This is a genomic window from Salegentibacter sp., assembly GCF_036568425.1.
Taxonomy (GTDB): Bacteria; Bacteroidota; Bacteroidia; order Flavobacteriales; family Flavobacteriaceae; genus Salegentibacter.
In genome coordinates this window covers 1-22,306 of record NZ_DATCSO010000072.1, presented here as the reverse complement: position 1 = coordinate 22,306, position 22,306 = coordinate 1, and the positions used below count along the sequence as shown (strand labels likewise).

16 protein-coding genes are annotated in these 22,306 nt (G+C 42.4%); 7 read left to right on the top strand and 9 right to left on the bottom strand.

Annotation, left to right across the window (positions count from 1 at the left end):
* Positions 1-4: 4 nt before the first annotated feature.
* The 3 genes from VIM94_RS06945 to VIM94_RS06935 all read right to left on the bottom strand — a co-directional run bounded on the left by VIM94_RS06945 (position 5) and on the right by VIM94_RS06935 (position 6,380).
* Entirely contained in the window at positions 5-967 is a 963-nt protein-coding gene (locus VIM94_RS06945) for a calcium/sodium antiporter (RefSeq protein WP_332038562.1), read from the bottom strand.
* Positions 964-3,777: a pitrilysin family protein gene (locus VIM94_RS06940; RefSeq protein ID WP_332038561.1), complete on the bottom strand. Its 2,814-nt coding sequence runs from the start codon at positions 3,775-3,777 to the stop codon at positions 964-966. The genes VIM94_RS06945 and VIM94_RS06940 overlap by 4 nt, the downstream gene beginning before the upstream one ends.
* A gap of 143 nt (positions 3,778-3,920) precedes the next feature.
* A complete protein-coding gene (locus tag VIM94_RS06935; RefSeq protein ID WP_332038560.1) occupies positions 3,921-6,380 on the bottom strand; it encodes a M14 family metallopeptidase in 2,460 nt (819 codons plus the stop codon).
* A gap of 115 nt (positions 6,381-6,495) precedes the next feature.
* Between VIM94_RS06935 and bshC the strand changes: the two genes are divergently transcribed.
* From bshC to VIM94_RS06905, 6 genes are all read left to right on the top strand, one after another.
* The gene (bshC, locus tag VIM94_RS06930; protein WP_332038559.1) at positions 6,496-8,106 is read left to right on the top strand and encodes a bacillithiol biosynthesis cysteine-adding enzyme BshC; all 1,611 of its coding nucleotides are present in this window, start codon (positions 6,496-6,498) and stop codon (positions 8,104-8,106) included.
* A gap of 4 nt (positions 8,107-8,110) precedes the next feature.
* Entirely contained in the window at positions 8,111-9,475 is a 1,365-nt protein-coding gene (locus tag VIM94_RS06925; protein WP_332038572.1) for a pyridoxal phosphate-dependent decarboxylase family protein, read from the top strand.
* Between the two features lie 189 nt (positions 9,476-9,664).
* A complete protein-coding gene (guaA, locus tag VIM94_RS06920) occupies positions 9,665-11,197 on the top strand; it encodes a glutamine-hydrolyzing GMP synthase (protein WP_332038558.1) in 1,533 nt (510 codons plus the stop codon).
* Positions 11,198-11,224: 27 nt separating this feature from the next.
* Positions 11,225-13,195 carry an amino acid ABC transporter substrate-binding protein gene (locus VIM94_RS06915; protein WP_332038557.1) on the top strand — a complete coding sequence of 657 codons (1,971 nt, stop codon included), beginning with the start codon at positions 11,225-11,227 and terminating at the stop codon, positions 13,193-13,195.
* Complete coding sequence (locus tag VIM94_RS06910; RefSeq protein WP_332038556.1) at positions 13,195-13,602, top strand: OsmC family protein; 408 nt, start codon at positions 13,195-13,197, stop codon at positions 13,600-13,602. The genes VIM94_RS06915 and VIM94_RS06910 overlap by 1 nt, the downstream gene beginning before the upstream one ends.
* The gene (locus tag VIM94_RS06905) at positions 13,599-14,141 is read left to right on the top strand and encodes a DUF922 domain-containing protein (RefSeq protein ID WP_332038555.1); all 543 of its coding nucleotides are present in this window, start codon (positions 13,599-13,601) and stop codon (positions 14,139-14,141) included. The genes VIM94_RS06910 and VIM94_RS06905 overlap by 4 nt, the downstream gene beginning before the upstream one ends.
* On the opposite strand, the gene VIM94_RS06900 is transcribed toward VIM94_RS06905, so the two are convergent.
* The 4 genes from VIM94_RS06900 to VIM94_RS06885 form a co-directional block, all read right to left on the bottom strand.
* Positions 14,138-15,082, bottom strand: a complete 945-nt coding sequence (locus VIM94_RS06900; RefSeq protein ID WP_332038554.1) for an NAD(P)H-dependent flavin oxidoreductase — start codon at positions 15,080-15,082, stop codon at positions 14,138-14,140. The genes VIM94_RS06905 and VIM94_RS06900 overlap by 4 nt on opposite strands.
* A 19-nt stretch (positions 15,083-15,101) precedes the next feature.
* Positions 15,102-16,292 carry a tRNA 2-thiouridine(34) synthase MnmA gene (mnmA, locus tag VIM94_RS06895; RefSeq protein WP_332038553.1) on the bottom strand — a complete coding sequence of 397 codons (1,191 nt, stop codon included), beginning with the start codon at positions 16,290-16,292 and terminating at the stop codon, positions 15,102-15,104.
* 162 nt (positions 16,293-16,454) lie between these two features.
* Positions 16,455-16,853 carry a lipocalin family protein gene (locus tag VIM94_RS06890; RefSeq protein ID WP_332038552.1) on the bottom strand — a complete coding sequence of 133 codons (399 nt, stop codon included), beginning with the start codon at positions 16,851-16,853 and terminating at the stop codon, positions 16,455-16,457.
* Between the two features lie 42 nt (positions 16,854-16,895).
* The gene (locus VIM94_RS06885; RefSeq protein WP_332038551.1) at positions 16,896-17,561 is read right to left on the bottom strand and encodes an aspartic peptidase; all 666 of its coding nucleotides are present in this window, start codon (positions 17,559-17,561) and stop codon (positions 16,896-16,898) included.
* A gap of 73 nt (positions 17,562-17,634) precedes the next feature.
* Between VIM94_RS06885 and VIM94_RS06880 the strand changes: the two genes are divergently transcribed.
* A complete protein-coding gene (locus VIM94_RS06880; protein WP_332038550.1) occupies positions 17,635-18,612 on the top strand; it encodes a fasciclin domain-containing protein in 978 nt (325 codons plus the stop codon).
* 73 nt (positions 18,613-18,685) lie between these two features.
* Here VIM94_RS06880 and yidC read toward each other — a convergent pair whose 3' ends face one another.
* Positions 18,686-20,551, bottom strand: coding sequence for a membrane protein insertase YidC (gene yidC / locus VIM94_RS06875; protein WP_332038549.1), 1,866 nt, complete (start codon positions 20,549-20,551; stop codon positions 18,686-18,688).
* A 45-nt stretch (positions 20,552-20,596) separates the two neighbouring features.
* A complete protein-coding gene (locus tag VIM94_RS06870) occupies positions 20,597-22,240 on the bottom strand; it encodes a CTP synthase (RefSeq protein ID WP_332038571.1) in 1,644 nt (547 codons plus the stop codon).
* Between the last annotated feature and the right edge of the window lie 66 nt (positions 22,241-22,306).

Below are 22,306 nucleotides of genomic sequence, written 5' to 3'. Positions count from 1 at the left end.
ATTCTTATAATTCCCGGGCGACAAGATAGACCGTGTAAACCAGGTAAAAGATAAGCAGGATTGCTGCTTCCCATCGGTCCAGGATTTTGCGTTTCCCCGTTAGCATGGCAAGAATAAGGAAGATTGTTCCACCCGCAAAGATGTATAGATCTACATTAAAGGAATCGCTGTAACTCACCGGGCTTATCACAGAAGCAGTTCCCAGGATAAGAAGGATGTTGAAAATATTAGACCCCACGATATTGCCTACCGCAATATCGGCGTTTTTCTTGGCTGCGGCTACGATGGAGGTGGCTAGTTCGGGTAAAGAGGTGCCGGCTGCGATTACTGTTAAGCCAATAATTTTTTCACTGATGCCTAAATTCTCGGCGATAGAGATGGCATTGGTCACCACCAACTGACCGCCAATGACCAGGCCTGCGAGACCTCCTGCGATAAACAGACTCATTTTTAGATTGGGTAATTTCTTCTCAGGACTCGTTTCTATGCTTTCTTCTGAAGTTAATTGTTTGTACACATAGAATAAAAAGCCGATAAAACCAACCAGCAGTAAAATCCCTTCCCATCTCGATAGAAGATTTTCAGCATTGGAAGTAAGTACGGCGTCATTTACCATCATGAATAAAATGACGATCGCTACAAGCGAAATAGGAATCTCTTTCCAGGCAGTACTCGATTGAACGGCCAGCGGAGTGAGGAGTCCTGTAATTCCCAAAATGATAAATAAGTTGAAGTTATTGCTACCAATTACATTCCCAAAAACGATATCCTGGTGCCCCTGAAAGGAAGCAATACTGTTCACCACCAGCTCGGGCGCCGAAGTTCCAAAGGCTACAATAGTAAGACCTATCGCCAGATCGGAAACTTTAAACTTTTTAGCTAAAGCCGAAGCGCCTTCCACCAGATAATTCGCTCCATAAATCAATACTAAAAGTCCTACGGCAAGTAGGACAAAGTAAAGTATCATTCTAGTTCCTTTTTGTTAAGTAAAACAGGTGTTCCCAGGCCAAGCTCCTCCAACTTTTCTAATTGACTTTCAGCATCGCCAACGATAAGGAAATACATTTGATCGGGATTGATATATTTTTCGGCCAGTTCCTGGATTTCTAAAACCGAAAAATTATTTACCAGCTCTTCCCTCTGTTTCATATAATTATGGTCCAGCTCATAATTGCTGATGTCACTCAGCATTCCGAGTTTGGCATTGAGGGTTTCAAATTTCCTGGCTGCACTTTTTATCATAAAGCCTTTAGTAATCTCCAGGTCTTCCTGGTCATAATTCGTGGGATAATCTTCCAGAATTTCCTTGATGAGCTTTACCGCATCATAAGTAATATTAGTTCTAACTCCGCTGCTTATCATAAAAGGCCCGGTATTTCTTTCTCCATAGAATCCCGAACGGATGTTATAGGTGTAGCCTTTTCCTTCACGAAGTTGCTGGGTAAGCTGTGATGCAAAACCACCTCCGCCAAGCCGGTAGTTCATCACTTCGGCCGGATAAAAATCCTCATCGGTTGCAGATAGAGCAGGAGCGCCAAACCTAAAAATGGATTGTTTTGCACCCGGGACATCATAAAAGTAAATTCTGGATCGCTTTGGTTTTTGAGGTTGTGGGAGCTCCGGAATTCTTACCTGTTGTGGTGGCCAGTTTGCCGAGATACTCTTTAATGCATCCAGGGCCTCTTTCTTTTCTATATCTCCCACGATATTAAAGCTTGCATTAAGTGGCGAAAAATTCTCTCTGTAATAAGTTTTGAGGTCCTGGAGACCTATTTTTTCCAGGCTTTCTTCAGTTCCAATGATTTGATTGGATAGCATATGATTTTCGCCATAGATGAGTTTCTGGAATTCGCGTTTTGCAATGCTGTTAGGATTTGCATTCTGCTGTTTAATTTGGCTCAGGGCTTGTTGTTTTACCAGTTTAAACTCGGCTTCATCCCAACGTGGCTCGAGAAGGATTTCTTCTACCAACTCCATGGTTTCTGAATAGTTTCGGGCCAGGGTGCTGCCGCTAATAGTGATTTTTTCTTCTCCTGCATTTATACGGATATCGGCTCCCAGTAATTCTATGGCTTCTTCAAGTTCTTCGGGGGTTTTATTTTTGCTGCCTTTGGTCATTAGTTTAGCCAGCAAATTAGAAACTCCGGTTTTCCCGGGCTCCTCCAGCATTAAACCGCCCCCGATCTCCAGGCTGAATTTCACCAGGGGTACTTCAGAATTGGTTATTCCCAAAATCTCAAGTCCCGATGGCATTCTGCTTTCCCAAATTTCTGGAACCTTTAATTCTGGAGCAGCACTGTAGGGAGGTTCTATACTTCGGTTAAAACTTGAAGGTGTTTTTTCGTAAGTGACCTCGGCATTTGGGTCAACCTCGTCTTCGGCGTCTTCTTTTATTTCTTCCTCGGTAATATCGGCCTCCATCGCGCCTGCCAGGGCCAGGTCTTGCTGGTTTTTCGGAACAAAAGAAGTGGCTACATAATTTTTGTTGTAGAGATATTTTTCAAAAACCCTTTGCACATCGGCAGCAGTTACCGCAAGGATATTATCCACATCCTTATTGATGTAATTGGGATCGTTAGCAAAGATCTGGTATTGTGCCAGCTGAAAACCTTTTCCCATTACACTGGAGAGACTGTTATAAAACCTGGTTTCCTGTCCCGCTTTTATGCGTTTCAGATCTTTTTCTGATATTCCTTTTTTAGCAAATTCAGCAAAAGTTTCTTTAATAGCCTGGTGAACCGAGTCAAGGTCGGTTTGGTCATAAGCCCTCACCTGAAGCATGATCTGCCCGGCTAGTTCAGAGGTGTAATTAAACATCTGTACCCTGTCTGTGAGTTGCTTTTCTTCTACCAGCTTTTTATAAAGCGGCGCATTTTTCCCCTGGGACAGGTAATTGGCCAATACTTCCAGCGCATAGGAATCTTCGTGGTAGGAATATACTCCCGGCCAGGCCAGCGTTAGTTCCGGTAGGCGGGCGAAATTATCTTCGTAAAATAAATTTTTGGTTTCAGATAACGCTACGGGTTGTTTCTCCTGTCTTTTGATCTCTTCCCCGGCAGGGATCTCATCAAAATACTTGTGCACCCATTCCTTAGCCTGTTCCGTATCGAAATCACCGGCTATTGTTAAGGTAACATTATTGGGGACATACCATTTGTTATAAAATTCCTTTACATCTGCCAGAGTTGCACTTTGCAGGTCTTCAAGGGAACCAATAACCTGCCAGTTATAAGGATGGCCTTCAGGATAGAGGTTTTTGTCTATAACAGCAAAGGTGTGTCCGTATGGACTGTTGTCTACCCGCTGGCGTTTTTCATTTTTTACTACTTGTTTTTCCTTGGCAAGCACCGGCTCGGTGACGGTATTGATAAAGAACCCGAGTTTATCGGCTTCGGCCCAGATCATTTTTTCTAAGGCATCCTTCGGAACTGTTTGAAAATAATTTGTGCGGTCCCGGCTGGTAGAACCATTTGCCCCCGAACCACCAATACGTGCACTCATCTTATCCAGACCACCTTTCCCAAGGTTTTCAGATTCCAGGAATAAAAGATGCTCAAAGAGATGTGCAAAGCCTGTTCGCCCTTCCTTTTCCCTGGCCGAGCCCACGTGCGCTGTTAAGGCTACAGCCACCACAGGATCTGATCTGTCTACGTGAAAAATAACATTTAGTCCGTTTTCCAGCGTGAAGGTTTCGAAATCTACGCTGAAATCCTGCGAAAAGGAATTGCCGGAAATAATAAGAAAAGAAGTAAGAAAAAGTAATCTGAAGAGTTTCATAGGTTATGCTGTTTGAGCTTACCAAAATTAAGGTTTATTTCTATATTCAAAATGAAAATTTTGAGATGAGGTAGAATAGGCCTCTGAAAAATAAAAACCCGGGGAAGCCCCGGGTTTTGTAGTTATTCTGTTAGTAAAAAATCTTATAATCTAAACTTGTTATTGTTGACAAAGAAAATCGAATTCGCAAAAAAGAGCTTCCCATTTTGCCAGAAACCTCTAAACAGCGGATTGTCAACCAAATAAATAATGCTGCCTTTCCCCAGTCGCTCTTCTCCGAATACAAGCGAGTTTTCGAGATTATTAATCGCATCGCTGCCTGCAAAGCCGGCGATTACTTCAGGCTTTTCCAGATAAGCTACATTATAGCCCTGGTTTAAAAGTGAAAAACTTCGGTTATTAAGTTTCAGGCTGAAATAGGTGTCGCCATATCCAAAAGCCATGGGATGCGTATTATCTATTTTGGTTTTCACGATACTTCCGGTGATGAGGTTTTTCGCCCTTTCGCGTTCCCGCTGTGCATAAGGAATCAGGTTTGGAGAAACCGTATCTTTTTCGGTCTTGTTTTCCTTTAGATTCAAGGAATTCTTACCAGCAAATTCGCCTACGGCACGGCCTATGGCGATTACTTTTCCTCCACTGCGAATCCAGGATTTTAAATTATCAAATCCGCTTTCATCAAGAAGTTTTCTGTAATTTCCTTCCGGCATTACCAGAATATCAAATTGGGATAAATCTATGCCTGAAAAATAATCGGTACTAATAGAAGTGATTGGGTACTGTAATTCCTGCTCGAAGAAATACCAGATTTCCCCGTAGTTGAGCGAAGAGATGCCATTTCCTCTTAACACGGCAATTTCAGGGGTGTTGATCAGCTTGATCTCAGGCGAACCAAAATCGGGGCCACTGCCTGCAAAGCCGGTTTTTGCCGCCAATAATTCCCGCTGGTGTTCATCAGCGATCCTGCTCACTTTTTTATCAAAATCTTCCAGGTTTTTATTGTCGCTTTTGGTGATTACGAGGCTTCCCCGGTCAAATTTTTTATTGTCATTTTCAAAAGGCACTTCACTGAATCTTACCTTTATATCTTCCTTCAGCAAGGCTGCGAGAAATTGGGCATCCTGCACAGAGTTCCATTTAGATACATAACCCGTTCCTGAGGCTTGTGGAGTGTTTTTGATCTCTGGCCTGTTAGCTATTTGTTCCGCAGAAACCTGTCTTTTGCTGGCCACGGCATCAAGCCCGTAAGCGTAAGGCAGGCTCCAGGCAGTAATATCGTAGGTTAAGGAGTCTACGAGCTTAGTAGAGGGTTCAAATAAAACATCAACCATTTTTCCTTTTAGCTGATTGGTGTTTACGACCAGGTTGTTTTCTTCAGGCGTGAAATTTCCCTTTTTTCCTTGAACATAATCATAACCGCTTATCCGGCTTGAACTTGTCTGCCCATATTCAATTTCGTGCCTGTCCAACAGGCTTCTTAAGGCATCGATCTTATCCGGATTTCCTTTCAATACATAAGATTTATTTTCGAGTTGGCTGTTGTCAAAAAAGCTTTTAAATTCTTTATTCAGGCGTTTTGCATTATTAGAAGCTATCTCCACTGTAGATAATCCCGTGGTGTGATGATGCTCCACCCGGTCTTTTAGGGTAAGTGTGTAACCTTCATCGGTATTGATGCCAAGTCCTGCATGGCCGGCCTGCTCGTAGGTCATCCCGATAGCTCCCATATAAGTCGGGTAGGTGTCCCCATAGCTAGGGTATAACAGGTCAAAACGTTCTTTAGTAAAGTATAACCAGGCTTCTTCATCAAAATAACGAGCGTGGTTCTTCCCGATCTCGGATTGAAATTCGCGCTGAAACGGAGTTATGATCTCGTGAAATGGCTCTGCAGCAGGTGCAAAATAATAAGGTTCGTTCATTCCTTGTTCATGGAAATCTACATGCACGTGAGGCAACCATTTATTATAAACCTTCAGCCTTTCCCGGGTTTCAATTTGTGTCGCCCAGGCCCAGTCGCGGTTTAGATCAAAAAGGTAGTGATTGGGTCTTCCACCCGGCCAGGGCTCGTTATGCTCAATGGCAGCCTGAGAAGTATTATAAGGTTCGGCCTTTACCTGATTGTACCAGTTGACATAGCGATCGCGGCCATCGGGATTAACCGTGGGATCTATGATCACCACGGTGTTTTCCAGGTAATCCTGTTTTTCGGTGATAAGCGTATAGAGCGTTTTCATAGAAGCCTCGGTACCGGAAGCTTCATTTCCATGCACATTATAACTGAGCCAAACGATGGCAATATCGGCCTCCGCTTCGTTTCTGGCATTGTCCAGGTGCCGGTTTCTTATCTGTTCCAGGTTTCTGATGTTTTCTTCTGAAGAAACTATTGCATAGGTAAGCGGTCGGCGTTCATTGGTTTTTCCATAGCTGTGGTATGCTATCAGAGGAGATTCTTTGGCAAGGTGTTCAAAATAATTCACCACATCTGCGTGGCGGCTAAATTGCGTTCCCAATTCGTAACCCAGAAAGTCGGAGGGGCTCTGAAGTTGAGCATAGGTCTGAAATACGAAAAATAGGAGGAGGAAAGGAAGTAGAATTGTTTTCATTTATTAATTTTGAGGAATACAAACAGAAGTAAAGATAGCGTTCGGAACCAAATAAACTAAAAATTAGCCGAAAAAATATTAATCTGGGTATCTTTACACCACCAAAGAATTGCTAATGCCAACCGAGTGTATCCCGTATATAGAAACCAACTATTTTTCTGATCTTATTTTAGATTACCTGGCCCAAAAGGAAAAATTGAAGCCGTTTTACAATCGCTTCCCTGAAATTGAGAATTTTAAAGCCCAAATAGAGGAAAAAACTTCCTTTCCTGTAAAAAACAGGGAGGTCCTGGTGCAAAGTTTGAAGGAGCAATACGCTGAAATCAGTGTTTCAGCTGCTACTGCCAAAAACATTAATAAAATTGCCGAAGAAACCACTTTCACGGTGGTAACAGGGCATCAGCTTAATCTCTTTACCGGCCCTCTTTATTTTCTTTACAAGATCGTTTCCACGATTAATCTCACTAAAATTTTAAAAGAAAAATATCCGGAATATGAGTTTGTACCTGTTTACTGGATGGCCACCGAAGATCACGATTTTGAAGAAATCAGCTTTTTTAATCTCCATGGCAAAAAATTCAAGTGGGTTAATGCTGAGGTAAGAGCGGGACGAGACGCGGTAGGAAATCTTTCCACTAATGGTCTTGAGGAAGTATATAAACTTTTTTCAGCTGAAATTGGAGGCGGGATAAATGCTGAACATCTTAAGGAGTTGTTTAAGAAAGCTTACCTGGAGCACGAAAAGCTTACCGATGCCACCAGATATCTTGCCAACGAACTCTTTAAAGAACAGGGACTCGTAATCCTGGATGGACAGAAAAAGGAATTAAAAGAACTCTTTATTCCTTATGCCCAAAGAGAACTTACCGAACAAGTTTCACATAAGGCCACGCTTCCCAAAACTGAAGCCCTGAGCGACCTGGGCTATAATGTACAGGTAAACCCCAGGGAGATCAACCTGTTTTATCTTCATAATGGTTTGAGGGAGCGCATAATAGAACGCGAAGGCCGCTATTTTGTTAATGATACTGAAATTGAATGGAGTAAAGAGGAAATCCTAAAAGAACTCGAAGAATACCCGCAGCGCTTTAGCCCCAATGTGATGCTTAGGCCGCTTTATCAGGAAGTGATTCTGCCCAACCTTTGTTACATTGGAGGTGGAGGAGAACTGGCATACTGGCTCGAGCTAAAAGATTATTTTGAAGCCGAAAAAGTGCCTTTCCCGGTTTTATTACTGCGAAACTCGGCTTTAATTCAGAATGAAAAGATCAATGAAAAACGGGAGAAGCTAAATATTACGATAAAGGAGCTCTTTTTAAAACCACACGAGCTCATCAATAGAAAAGTAAGACAGATCTCCAACATCGATATAGACTTTTCACCTCAGAAAGAGCATTTGGTAAAGCAATTTCAGCATTTATATGAGATAGCCGAACAGACTGATAAATCATTTTTGGGTGCGGTAAAGGCCCAGGAGGTTAAGCAGTTGAAAGGTCTTGAGAACCTGGAAAAACGGCTCCTCAAAGCTCAAAAACGAAAACTGGAAGACCATGTGCATCGCATAGCCGAATTACAGAACAGTTTGTTTCCCAACCAGAGCCTGCAGGAAAGACAAACCAATTTTTCTGAACTCTATGTAGCATATGGTGAAGAATTGATATTAACCTTATTAAAAGAATTAAACCCTTTAGAGGCTGAATTTAAAATACTGACTTTTGGAAAATAACAGAATGCATACCATAGATATGGATCTGGTAGAAATGACCCTGGATGTCATGAAATATACCATAGATCGTATTTCTAATGTAACTCCTGAAATGGGAGCACCTAAAAAAGAAGAAGATTTATTCCGGATTGTCGGGCAAACCATAACTCCTGAAGGCATTGGAGGTGAGACCGCCTTCCAGTTATTCAGAGACGTACTGGTAAAAGCTACTGTGCCTATAGACCATCCGAGACACCTGGCTTTTGTTCCTGCAGCTCCTACAAGGGCGGCTATCATGTTCGATTTGGTAACATCGGCTTCCAGTATTCACGGGGCTTACTGGATGGAGGGTGCCGGCGGAATTTTCTGTGAAAACCAGGCGATGAAATGGTTGGTCTCCCTTACCGGTCTTCCCCATGACTCATTTGGAGTCTTTACCAGTGGAGGTACAGCTGCAAATCTTTCGGCATTAGTTACAGCCCGAGAAGAATGGCGCAGCAGGGAAGCTGAAAATGAAGATCTCAAAGCTTTGCTTATCACCTCCAGTGGTGCCCATAGTTCCATAAAGGCTATGGCAAAGGTTATGGATGCCGATGTGATTCTGGCCGATTGTGAAGATGAGCATCTTACAGGTGCCGAATTGCAGAATACCGTCGATAAGCTTAGTAAGAATGACCGAAAACGGCTTTTTGCCGTAGTGGCTACCGGAGGCACAACCAACGCCGGAATTATTGACGAACTGAATACCATTGCCGATGTATGTGAAAAAGAGAGTATATGGCTTCACGTAGACTGTGCCTATGGTGGAGGAGCCTTGGCTGCGCTATCGGTTAGGGATTTGTTTAAAGGAATAGAACGCTCTGATAGTATCACCATAGATCCTCATAAATGGCTTTTTTCACCATACGATTGTGGGGCGGTAATATACAAGGATATGGAATTGGCAAAAAATGCCCATTCTCAAAAAGGAGCTTATCTTGAAATCTTTAAAGATGAAGGTGCCCATGGTTTCAATCCGGCTGATTACCAGATACAGCTTACCAGAAGGGTACGTGGGATGCCGCTTTGGTTTTCCCTGGCTATGCACGGCACCAACAAATACCGGCAGGCTATTGAGCGGGGTATCGAACTCGCCAAGATAGCCGAAAAGAAAGTTAAGGATGACGCTCATTTTGAATTGGTGCGGCCTTCGAGTCTATCGGTTGTCTTATTCAAAAGAAAAGGCTGGACTCCTGAAATGTATCGGGACTGGACTTATAAAAATCACCGGGAAGGTTTTGCACTGGTAACTCCAACCATCTGGAAGGGGGAGACCGTGGTACGATTCTGTTTCATAAATCCTGATACTACAGAAAAAGATATCGATATGATCCTGGATACCTTGAAATAAAAAGAAGAGCTCATAAATTTTAAAATTTGTGAGCTACTTATTCTCAATTTAACCGCATTATAAATGATGCGGTTTTTTTTTACCCGAAGCACTTTGGTATTTCATTAATATTATGATGTTGTTCAGAATAAAGATAGAAAATAAAGTCGCTGGTTATTTTATTTTTGCCTCAAATTATTACTTTTGCCTATGCAACAAAACGTACTTATTTTAGACTTCGGTTCGCAGTATACGCAGCTTATTGCAAGGCGCGTTAGAGAACTAAATATCTACTGCGAAATTCACCCCTACAACAAAATTCCAAAAGATCTTTCAGAATTTAAGGCAGTTATCCTTTCGGGGAGTCCCTTTTCTGTAAGGGCAGAAAATGCCCCACATCCCGATCTTTCTCAAATTCGCGGAAAGAAACCAATGCTGGCTGTTTGCTATGGTGCACAGTACCTGGCCCAGTTCCATGGAGGGAAAGTGGAAGCTTCTGAAACCCGCGAATATGGTCGAGCCAATCTTTCTGTGATTAAAGATGCCGAACCGCTGTTTGAAGATATCTTGGAAAATTCACAGGTATGGATGAGTCATAGTGATACCATTAAAGAACTTCCGGAGCACAGCGTTCGCCTGGCCAGCACTACCGACGTGCTGAATGCCGCCTACCGTATCGAAGGGGAAGAGACTTTCGCTATTCAGTTTCACCCGGAAGTTTATCATTCTACAGACGGGAAACAGTTGCTGGAGAACTTCCTGGTAAAAATTGCAGGAGTTGCTCAAACCTGGACTCCGGGGAAATTCGTTGATCTTACGGTTTCTGAATTAAAAGAAAAAATAGGAGACGATAAGGTGGTTCTGGGCCTTAGTGGTGGAGTTGACTCCAGTGTTGCAGCGGTACTTCTGCATAAAGCCATAGGGAAGAACCTTTACTGTATTTTTGTGAATAACGGACTTCTTCGCAAGAATGAATTTGAAAGTGTCCTGCACCAGTATAAGGATATGGGGCTTAATGTAAAGGGAGTGGATGCTTCGGCACGATTTCTGAAAGCCCTTGAAGGTATTAGCGAACCCGAAGCAAAACGTAAAGCCATAGGAAATACTTTTATTGAAGTATTTGATGACGAGGCTCACGAAATTAAAGACGTGACTTACCTTGCACAAGGAACTATTTATCCTGATGTAATCGAGTCGGTTTCGGTAAGCGGAGGACCTTCAGCAACTATCAAGTCGCATCATAATGTGGGAGGCCTTCCCGATTTTATGAAACTTAAGATCGTGGAGCCTCTTAAAATGCTCTTTAAAGATGAAGTTAGGAGAGTGGGCGCAGAGCTTGAGATAGATAAGGAATTGCTGGGAAGACATCCTTTTCCAGGTCCCGGTCTGGCCATAAGGATCCTTGGAGATATTACTGCCGAAAAGGTGCGCATCTTGCAGGAAGTAGATCATATTTTTATCCAGGGATTAAGAGACTGGATGTTATATGATAAAGTATGGCAGGCAGGCGCGATACTGTTGCCGGTGAGCTCGGTAGGTGTTATGGGAGATGAAAGAACTTACGAAAAGGTGGTGGCCCTGAGAGCGGTAGAATCTACCGATGGGATGACTGCCGATTGGGTAAACCTGCCCTATGAATTTTTGCAAAAAACCTCTAATACCATAATAAATCGGGTTAAAGGCGTTAATAGAGTAGTATATGATATAAGTTCTAAACCTCCGGCGACTATTGAATGGGAATAGGCTTTAAATCTGATTAAAATAATGGATATGAGATACCTTTTAGTTTTGTTCTTTGCTTTTCAGTTATTTACTGCTTCTGCCATAGGCCAGGAGTATAAGTATCATGAAATAAAGCCTGGAGAGACAGTTTATAGCATAGCGAAATCATATAACATCAGTGAAGAAGCTATTTATAAATATAATCCGGATGCCCGGAACGGGATAGAGGTGTCTTCAAAATTGGTAATTCCAATTAGCCAGGCGAAAGCTTCTACAAAAGCAGGTGAAGATGTAAGTTTCAGAACCCATAAAGTAGCAAGAAAAGAAACCCTGTATAGCCTTTCAAAACAATATGAGGTGAGTATAGAGGATATAAAGCGATATAATCCTCATTTGTATTCGGTGGAATTACGTACCGGGGAAGAGGTGAGAATTCCGGTGGGAGAAAGAGAAAAAGCTCCAGCTAGCTCCGAAAGAAGGGTAAATACTGATATTAAGAACCAAATCCCCGATACCCGGGAACATGTGGTACTTCCTAAGGAAACCAAGTATGGCATCGCCCGCAAATACGGACTTACCGTTAAGGAACTGGAAGCTCTTAATCCTAAAGTTGACGTATTGCAACCGGGAATTATGCTGAGGGTGGGAACCAAGGTGCTGGACCAACCGGTGATCCTTACCGATGATAAATTTGAATTCTACGAGGTACAACCTAAAGAGACGCTCTATAGCCTTTCAAGGAGATTTGAAGTCGCACAGGATTCCCTGGTCGCTTTGAATCCTGCTCTGGAGGACGGACTTAAAACAGGGATGGTTTTAAAAGTTCCGAATAAAGATCAGAGAAAAGACGATTTTGCTTCCTCTGAAAACGAAATCTTAAATGATCGGGATCAACTTGAAAAAGAAGCCCTGGCCTCTGAAAAACTTGACCTGGAAAAGGAAATTCGTAATTATAAAACCAAGGTAATTTCCCTTATGCTCCCGTTTAATCTGCATAAGATTGAGTCAGATTCTATCCATGATTACAAAATGGCTATTGAAAATGAAAGAATTCTTCGTATCTCCCTTGATTTTTATGGCGGCGCTTTAATGGCTGTGGAAGAGGCAAAAGAACTAGGGATCTCCTCCAGCTTACGTACCTACGATACCCGTCAGAATGCCGGCGAGGTAGTGAATATTATCAACACTAATAATTTTGATAATGTTGATGCGGTTATCGGACCATTTCTGCAAAGTACCACTGAGGCTGCAGCTGCCAGATTGGAACCCAGAGGAATTCCGGTGATAAACCCATTATCCAACAGGGCAATGAAACCATTTGATAACCTGTTCCAGAGTAGACCTACCGATGAGATGCTTCGGAAGGCCATGTTGGATTATCTAAAAGAGAATGCCGGAACCAAAAATATTGTAATCATAGCTGATGGACAGGCTTATCAGGTTAAAGAGCAATTGAGAAGTATTTTCCCAACAGCGCGGGTCATAACTCCTTCTAATGGAAATATAACTGCAGAAAACCTGGATGAATCTCTGGTAGAAGAACGGGAAAACTGGGTTGTTCTTGAATCTTCAAGTGTGGGCGTTATTAGTAGTGTTACTTCCGGCTTAAATCGCCTCGCAAGAGACCGGGATATAACCTTGTTAACTACTGATAAGAATAGTACCTACGATAACTTCAATGTTTCCAACAACCACCTTGCACGATTGAATCTTCATTATCCTTCGGTAGACCGGGAATACAACAGGGAAATATCCAGGGAATTTATTGAGGAATATACCGAAAAATATGGAGTAGAACCCAATCAATATGCCGTTAGAGGTTATGATCTCACTTTGGATATACTACTGAGATTGGCTTCGGCTGAAAATTTGTATGCCTCCTTCGAGGATCACCTGGGCTATACCGAATACAACGAAAATAAGTTCTATTATATCAAAGGAGACAGAGGTGGTTATCATAACGAGGCTGTTTATATTATGAGGTTAAATGAAGATTTAACCCTTAGCACGGTAGAATAATGACATCAAAAGTAGTTTACAAAGGCCATCTGAGAACAGAAGCCGAACATCTACAAAGCGGGTCCAGGATGACTACCGATGCACCGATAGATAATCACGGGAAGGGAGAAGCTTTTTCTCCAACCGATACAGTAGCGACTGCCCTTGCAACCTGTATGGTCACTATGATGGGGATCAAAGCAGAGGAGATAGGTGTCAAACTGGAAGGCTCCAGGGCGGAAGTAACGAAAACTATGGCTGAAAGCCCAAGACGTATTTCTAAGATTGAGGTGAACTTGTATTTCCCTTTGGTTTATTCTGAAAAACAGACCAAAATACTGGAACATACCGCCAGAACCTGCCCTGTTTTACAAAGTCTGCATCCCGATATTGAAAAGATCATCAGCTTTAAATACTCTTCAGAATGAAAAAGATCTTTTTTTTCATTCTTTTGCTTTTTGCTGTGGAAAATTCCTTTTCCCAAAAAGAGGAGAAAATTGAATGGGAAGAGGGTCTTAAACTTTCATGGGCCGATTTTAAAGCTACTCCAAAGCAGGGGGTAGCCTTTGAAGCAAACACCAATTCTGGGATTTCTTTTTCCTGGAGTTATAGCACCGAAAGTGGTCAACCGGTGTTGAAGTATGAGGTGATTACCAATTTCTTTCCTCAGCTTTCCTGGGTAAAGCCAGGGAAAGAAGACGATTATCTCCTGGGGCATGAGCAACTGCATTTTGATATTTCAGAACTCTATGCCCGTAAACTTCGTAAAGCTATCGATGAATATGAACTAGGTAGAAACATTAGACGGGATTTGAATCGCATATATGAAGGTATCGAAAAAGATAGAGTGACGATGCAGAATTTGTTTGATTTAGAAACTAAACACAGCACCGATAAAGAGGCCGAGGCCAAATGGAGAAAATTTATAAAAGAAGAACTAAAAAAACTAAGTGCCTACGGTGATTAAAGCTGTGCTACTTCTGCTTTAGCTCTTTCAAACTCTTCAATCATTTCTTTAACGATCTCTGCCGCAGGTTTTATTTCGTGAATGAGCCCTGCTATTTGCCCAATTTCCAGTTCTCCTTCCTCCAGGTCTCCTTCAAACATTCCTTTTTTAGCCCTGGCTCTGCCCAATAAGGCAATAAGGTCTTCTTTGGAAGGTGAATCCTGGTACAATCTTTCTATATCCTGATAAAATTTGTTCTTGAGTAATCTAACCGGAGCGAGCTCCTTTAGTGTTAAGATAGTATCCCCTTCGCCGGCCTTTACCACCATTTCCTTGAAATTGGGATGGGAAGAGGCTTCAGGGCTAGCCACAAAACGACTCCCTACCTGCACGGCATCCGCACCAAGAACCATTGCCGCCAGCATTCCCTTGCCTGTACCAATCCCGCCTGCAGCGATAAGCGGTATTTTTATTTTTTCCTTTACCATTGGGATTAGCGTAAAAGTGGTGGTTTCATCACGACCGTTATGACCGCCTGCTTCAAAACCTTCGGCAACCACGGCGTCTACACCGGCCTCCTCCGATTTCAGAGCGAATTTTACACTGCTCACAACATGTACCACCTTAATTCCTTTTTCCTGTAAATGCTTTGTCCACACCTTAGGATTACCCGCAGAAGTAAAAACGATTTTAACACCTTCTTCTACGATGATCTCCATTAATTTTTCAATTTCAGGATAGAGCATAGGTACATTAACCGCGAAAGGTTTATCGGTGGCATTTTTACACTTCTGAATGTGTTCTCTTAAGACATCAGGATACATAGAACCCGAGCCAATGATGCCAAGTCCACCGGCATTGCTTACTGTACTGGCAAGTCTCCACCCGCTGGCCCAGATCATTCCCGCCTGAATAAGCGGGTATTTTATATTGAAAAGTGAGGTGATTTTGTTTTCAGGCATTGCTTAATTTTTCCCGAATTTAAGAAATAACCCCCGAACCTAATAATTCTTCTCCATCATACCAGGCAACAAATTGTCCTTCGGTAATAGAAGCCTGGGGTTCCTCAAAAACAATGTACATTCCTTTTTCGGTTTGATGAAGTCTTGCTTTCTGAAGCGGCTGTCTGTAGCGAATCCTTGCCATTACCTCCAGGGTTTCCTCAGGATTAATAGCGAGGTCTTCCCGTACCCAGTGTACTTCTTCACTATGGATAAAAAGGCCACTTCTGTAAATTCCGGGGTGATCTTTGCCCTGGCCGGTATAGATTACGTTTTCATCAACATCGGTGTCTATAACAAAGAGAGGTTCCGGAGTGCCACCTACGGCAAGACCTTTTCGCTGGCCCTTTGTAAAATAATGGGCACCCTGGTGTTTGCCTACTACTTTACCATCCTGAGTAGTATATTTATACTTTTGGGAAAGAAAGTCTAATTCCTCCTGTTTGTTGCTGAAAGAAGGAGTTTTGGTTTTATATAATTCTTCATTGGCTTCTACCTCCACGATATCACCTTCTTTTGGCTGAAGTTTTTGCTGAAGGAAATCCGGTAAGCGAACTTTTCCTATAAAACAAAGACCCTGAGAGTCCTTCTTATCGGCAGTGACCAGCTCCTGTTCCGCAGCGATTTCACGAACTTCAGATTTTTGTAATTCCCCGATAGGGAAGAGGGTCTTTGAAAGCTGTTCCTGCGTAAGCTGGCAAAGGAAATAAGACTGGTCCTTATTATTATCTTTTCCCGAAAGCAACTGATAAATGGTTTCTCCGTCTTTCTCAAATTCTCCTTTTCGGCAATAATGGCCGGTAGCCACATAATCGGCGCCCAGGGAAAGAGCGATCTTCATAAAAACATCGAATTTGATCTCGCGGTTGCAAAGTACATCTGGGTTGGGAGTACGGCCTTTTTCATACTCATTGAACATATAATCTACGATACGCTCCTTATATTGCTCGCTAAGATCTACTGTTTGGAAAGGGATGCTGAGTTTCTCAGCTACCATCATGGCATCATTGCTATCGTCCAGCCAGGGGCATTCATCAGAGATAGTTACCGTATCGTCGTGCCAGTTCTTCATAAAAAGCCCAATCACCTCATAGCCTTGCTGCTGCAAAAGATATGCAGAAACGCTGGAATCCACTCCGCCCGATAAACCTACTACAACTTTCTTTTTCATTAAGCTCATTTTGTTTTCTTTCCGCAGAGAAAGTCGGAAAGCAGGCTGCAAAATTACGAAATATAAGAGATATTGAATATTATAAGTATAAAGCTTTCTTATTTCAGCACCAATAAAAAAGGGTGGCTAAAGCCACCCCTATAGGTATCCAATCGATCTGAATTATTTCTCGAAAGTGATGCTTACTCCAGGCATTGCTGGAACCGAAAATTTGAACTGGTTACTTCCCATAAATTCTACGTCCCCTGTCTGCCTTCCGAAAAAGGGTAACTCGAAGGTGTATTGACCGTTAGTGTTTCTTTCCCAGCCTGCTGTTTCGGCCTCGAACACACATTCACCCTGAACTTCCTCATAGAATTCAGAATCTGCGGTATTGTCGGCGTGAAAAGTAATATTCGAATTCATATTACATTCACTTAATTCATCATCACTATAAGCATTCTCTAAGTCTACAACAAACCAGGTGCCCAGGATCGGGTCTTCTCCGTCGTTAACATCGTCATCACTGTCACAGGCAGTAAACATCATAACTACGGCTAATAAGGCAATAATTTTTTTCATAACATTTTGAGTTTAGTGGTATAAATATAAAAATTTTAGATTCTAATGGTCTTTTTCTTTTTCTAAATTTCCGTCATTAAAGTAGCGCCAGTTTCCGGTTTTCCTGTCTTCGTAGTACTGGCCTTCAATGAGTTTTTCGCCTACGGCATTATAATAGCTCGCCGGGCCATGAAGCTCCCCATTTTTGTAGTTTAAGTGCTGGAGAACCTGTCCGTTCCTGCCATAAATTAAACTTTTACCATGTTTTCTGCCGTGCTTATATTCGGTTTTTTCGGCTGTGATACCATCAGGGAAGTAGGTGATCTGGAGCCCGTTAAGTTTACCTTCAGAATAATTTTCTGTCATCATGGTGTCTTCCGATTTATTGTGGAAATATACCCAGGTGCCTTTCCTTTGCTTATTTTTCATCATGCCCTGACTAATGGGTTTACCGTCTTGTGTATAATACGTGGCTTGAGCAGTTTCGGCATCCTGAAATTCCATTATTGCAGTTGGGTGCTCCTGAAAACCTTTTTTATAAAACTTAAATTTCCCGGTTTCTTTTCCGTGTAGAAAGTTTCCTTCAAACTTAACCTCATTCGTTCCTTCGAAATTAACTTTCCATGGGCCGTGCCGCCGCCCCTGTTCATCAGTTTGATTGATCTTCTCCTGGGCAAACAGGGGAGAGCATAGAATTAACAAAAAATAAATTAACTTGTGTTTAAACATAATTAACAAATATTAAACAAGATTATAGATTTGTCTACTGTACTTTTACCCAATAACTTAAAAACTTAAAAAGATGGCTTTTATTTCAAAAATTTCAAAATTCGCTCTTTTCGCCTTACTGGTAACGGGGTTGATTTCGTGCAGCGATGACGATGAAGCAGGAGATGTTATTGTACCCTCCAACACCATTGCCGATTTTGTAGCTGCTAACGACAATTATTCTTCACTTGCAGCAGCATTGGAAGTTGCAGGATTAACTTCAACTCTTGACGGCTCTGCAAATTACACCGTTTTTGCACCAAACAATGCGGCCTTCAATACTTTTTTATCTGACAACGGATTCGCTAGCCTGGATGAAGTACCCGAAGACCTTTTAAGAGAAGTGCTTCTTAACCACGTGCAAGCCGGAGTAATTATGTCTTCTAATCTTGCTACCGGCTATATTAGCAGTATGGCTACCGGAATGGCTTCTGAGGAACCTTTGAGCATGTATATTAATACTGAAGATGGCGTAATGATCAATGGGATGGCCGAAGTTACTAATGCTGACATTGATGTAGACAACGGAGTTATTCACGCGGTAGACGCAGTAATTGGGTTGCCTGATGTTGTAGATTTCGCTACTGCCGATCCTACTTTCGATATTCTTGTGCAGGCTTTAACCCGTGAAGATGAATTTACTTTTGTAGAAACTCTTCAAATGACTGATTCACCCGCCCCTTTTACCGTATTTGCTCCTACAAATGATGCTTTTGTTGCACTCTTAGATGAACTTGAAGTAGCTGGCCTGGGCGATATCCAAACTGAAACTCTATCTGCTGTTCTGACATATCACGTGGTGACTGAAGTTAATGTGCGTTCGGCAGACTTAAGCGACGATATGATGGTTGAAACTCTTAACGGGGATTCTTTCACTGTAAACCTCGGAGATACTGTAACAATTACCGATGCAAATGACAGAACAGCTACAGTTGTTGCTGCCGATGTACAGGCAAACAACGGAGTGATACACGTTCTTGATACGGTGATTTTACCTGGGATGGAGGAATAATAATCGGCTTTCTTTATAGCAAAAAGCCCCTTCGTTTGAGCGAAGGGGCTTTTCTTATTGGAAGAAATTTAAACTATTTTTTGCCTTTTTGTTTCTGCTGTTCCTCGGCTTGTTCCATCATTTCCTGCATCTTTTTGGTAAACCTGTTTTGTTTTTTAGGCTTCTTCTTATTCTCCTGGATCTTGGCGTGGATCTTATCCTCGTCAATAATCACATATTTAATTACCAGCATAATTCCGATGGTAATAAGGTTAGAGGTGAAGTAGTATAAAGAAAGTCCACTGGCATAGTTGTTAAAGAAGAACAACATCAGTAATGGAGACAGATACATTATAAACTTCATATTAGGCATTCCCGGCTGCTGGGTTTGTGCCATACTCTGGCCGGTGGTCATCATCATGTAGATGAAGATCGCGATGGATGCCAGAATAGGGAAAAGACTCACGTGGTCGCCATAAAATGGAATTGTAAATGGTAACTGGGCTATAGTATCATAACTCGAAAGGTCATCTGCCCATAGGAATCCTTTTTGCCTTAACTGAAAAGCACTGGGGAAGAACTGGAATAAGGCATAGAAAACCGGAATCTGCATCAGGGCCGGCAAACACCCACTCATAGGGCTTGCTCCCGCTTTGCTGTAAAGCTTCATGGTCTCCTGCTGCTTCTTCATCGCGTTATCCTTGTACTTCTCGTTAAGCTCATTGATCTCCGGTCTTAAAACCTTCATCTTGGCCTGAGACAAATAGGACTTATAGGTCACGGGAGAAAGAACAATCCTAACAACAATGGTCATTACGATAATTGCAATCCCATAGCTGGGCAATACCCCGCTCAGGAAGCTGAAAAACGGAATAAAGATATGTTGGTTGATCCATCCAAAGATTCCCCATCCAAGTGGTACGACCTCATCTAGATTTCGATCGTAATCGTTAAGGATCTTGTAATCTGTTGGTCCGTAGTACCAGTTCATATTATAGTTAAGCTCACCCCCGTTTAGCTCAAGTGGCATGCTGGCGGTAAAAGCTTTGGTGTATACGGTATCTACCTCTTCGTCCTGTACCAGGTTTTCTGAGGTGAATTTACCGCGTTTAAAAGGGGTGTCAGTAAGCAGGATAGAGGTGAAGAAATGCTGTTTGAAAGCTACGTAAGTTATGTTTTCTTCTTCATCCTCGGTGAAATCGCCTTGTCCCAGGTAATCATCGTCACCGTCATCATATTCATAGATAAGTTCGGTGTATCGGTTTTCGTAAGAGATACTTTTGGCGTGGCGATAACCTTTCAGTTTCCAGTCAAGCTCGATATCCTGGTTAGGGTTAAAGACGCGGTTTAATCCCTGGGACCTAATGCTGAAATCCAGCATATACTCACCGGGTTTCAATACATAACGATATTCCAGGAATTCGTTTTCTGAAACCTTGAGTTTCATTGAAAGGACCTTATTGTCGCCATTTTGGCTTATTTCCGGTTCAAAATAGAGATTTTGAGTATCCAGAACCCTACCATCTGTAGTGGTGAAATTAAGGTTAAAAGAGGCGTTACCATCTTTTATTAAATAAACCGGGATAGAATCGTAGGTTTTAAAATTGAGTAGCCTCGCTTCAGAAATGCTTCCTCCTTTGTTTTCTATTTCTAACTCCAGTACATCGTTGGAGAAGGTAGTGCTTTCATCCCCGGCAGAAGCCAGTCCTGCAGAATAGCCGAAAGCTCCCAGACGTTCCCTGGCCTGCGCCATAGCGGTAGAATCCTGAATTTCTGTAGCTTCGGTTCTGGCCGGTGGCTCATTGGCATCGGTATTCCCCGGGATTTCTACCTGTTCGGTATTTTGTTCAGCTTCTAATTCTTCTTCGGTAGGGGTGTTGTTATACAACATCCACAGTAAGATTCCCCCAATTAGTAAAAACCCGATTAAGGATTGAACATCAAACTTTTTTTCTTCCATGTTTTTCTTTAACTGTAACTTGCCTTAGGTCAAAAAACTGACCATTTATTGATTAGGTGCCAGGCTGGCAGAATTTTTCTTTTTTGAATAAGTGAGCGCCGCTTTTATAAAGTCCACAAATAATGGATGTGGGCTTGCTACTGTGCTCTTGTATTCCGGATGATATTGCACCCCGATAAACCAGGGGTGATCTTTAAGTTCAACTACCTCTACCAGCCCAGTATCCGGGTTGATCCCGGTACTTAGCATCCCGGCTTTTTCGAGGTGTTCCTTATATTTGTTGTTATATTCAAAACGATGTCGGTGTCGTTCTTTTATATCTGCTTTTCCATAGATACGGGAGATCAGGGAGTCTTCAGAAAGATGACAATCCCAGGCTCCAAGTCGCATAGTACCACCTTTTTGGGTGATATTTTTCTGTTCCTCCATAAGGTCTATCACCGGATGCTGTGTTTCCGGATCCATTTCAGTAGAATTTGCAGCTTTTAATTGTAATACATTACGGGCAAATTCAATAACGGCCATTTGCATTCCCAGGCAGATTCCTAAAAAAGGGATCTTGTTTTCCCGGGCAAAACGCACCGCGTCTATTTTCCCTTCTATCCCGCGTTCTCCAAATCCGGGAGCCACCAGTATTCCGTCTAAATGAGCGATTTTATGGTGAATGGTATTTTCATTAATAAATTCTGAATGTATGCTCTCCACATTCACCTTCACCTCGTTTTCGGCGCCGGCGTGAATAAAAGCTTCAAGGATCGATTTATAAGAATCCTGAAGTTCTACATATTTCCCAATAAGACCGATATTTACTTCAGCCTTAGGATTTTTATGGCGTTTAAGAAATTCATTCCAACGCTCCAGTTTAGGGGTGGTATCGTCCGGGAGCCCTAATTTTTTCAGGGTGACGGTATCCAATCCTTCCTCCAGCATCATATTGGGAACATCGTAAATGGTGTCGGCATCTATGCTTTGAATCACCGCTTCCTGACGAACATTACAGAAAATAGCCAGCTTACGTCGAATATCGTCAGAGAGTTCATGCTCTGTGCGACAAACAAGGATATCGGCTTTAATTCCGCTTTCCATCAGTGTTTTTACACTGTGCTGGGTAGGTTTGGTTTTAAGTTCTCCCGCCGCTGCCAGGTAAGGCACCAGGGTTAAATGAATAACCAGGGCGTTCTCATCGCCAAGCTCCCATTTTAACTGTCTTACGGCCTCGATGTAAGGCAGCGATTCAATATCACCTACGGTTCCGCCAATCTCTGTGATTACAATATCATAATCGCCATTATTGCCGAGTAATTGTATGCGTTCCTTAATTTCGTTGGTAATATGCGGTACCACCTGTACCGTTTTTCCTAGAAACTCACCACGGCGTTCTTTCTCAATCACACTTTGGTAAATCCGGCCAGTGGTTACGTTATTGGCCTGGGAAGTATTCACATTCAAAAAGCGTTCGTAATGACCGAGATCGAGATCGGTTTCCGCCCCATCGTCGGTTACATAACATTCCCCATGTTCATAGGGGTTGAGCGTTCCCGGATCTACATTGATGTAAGGATCCAGCTTCTGAATAGTGGTTTTAAACCCACGGGCTTGCAGTAATTTTGCCAGTGAAGCTGCGATAATCCCTTTTCCCAGTGAAGAAGAAACGCCGCCAGTGACAAAAATATACTTGGTTTCGGCCATTTTGTGAAGTGTTTGTTGCGTTGTTTTATTCAGGGCGCTAAAATACAAAGAAGAATAGAAAAAGCG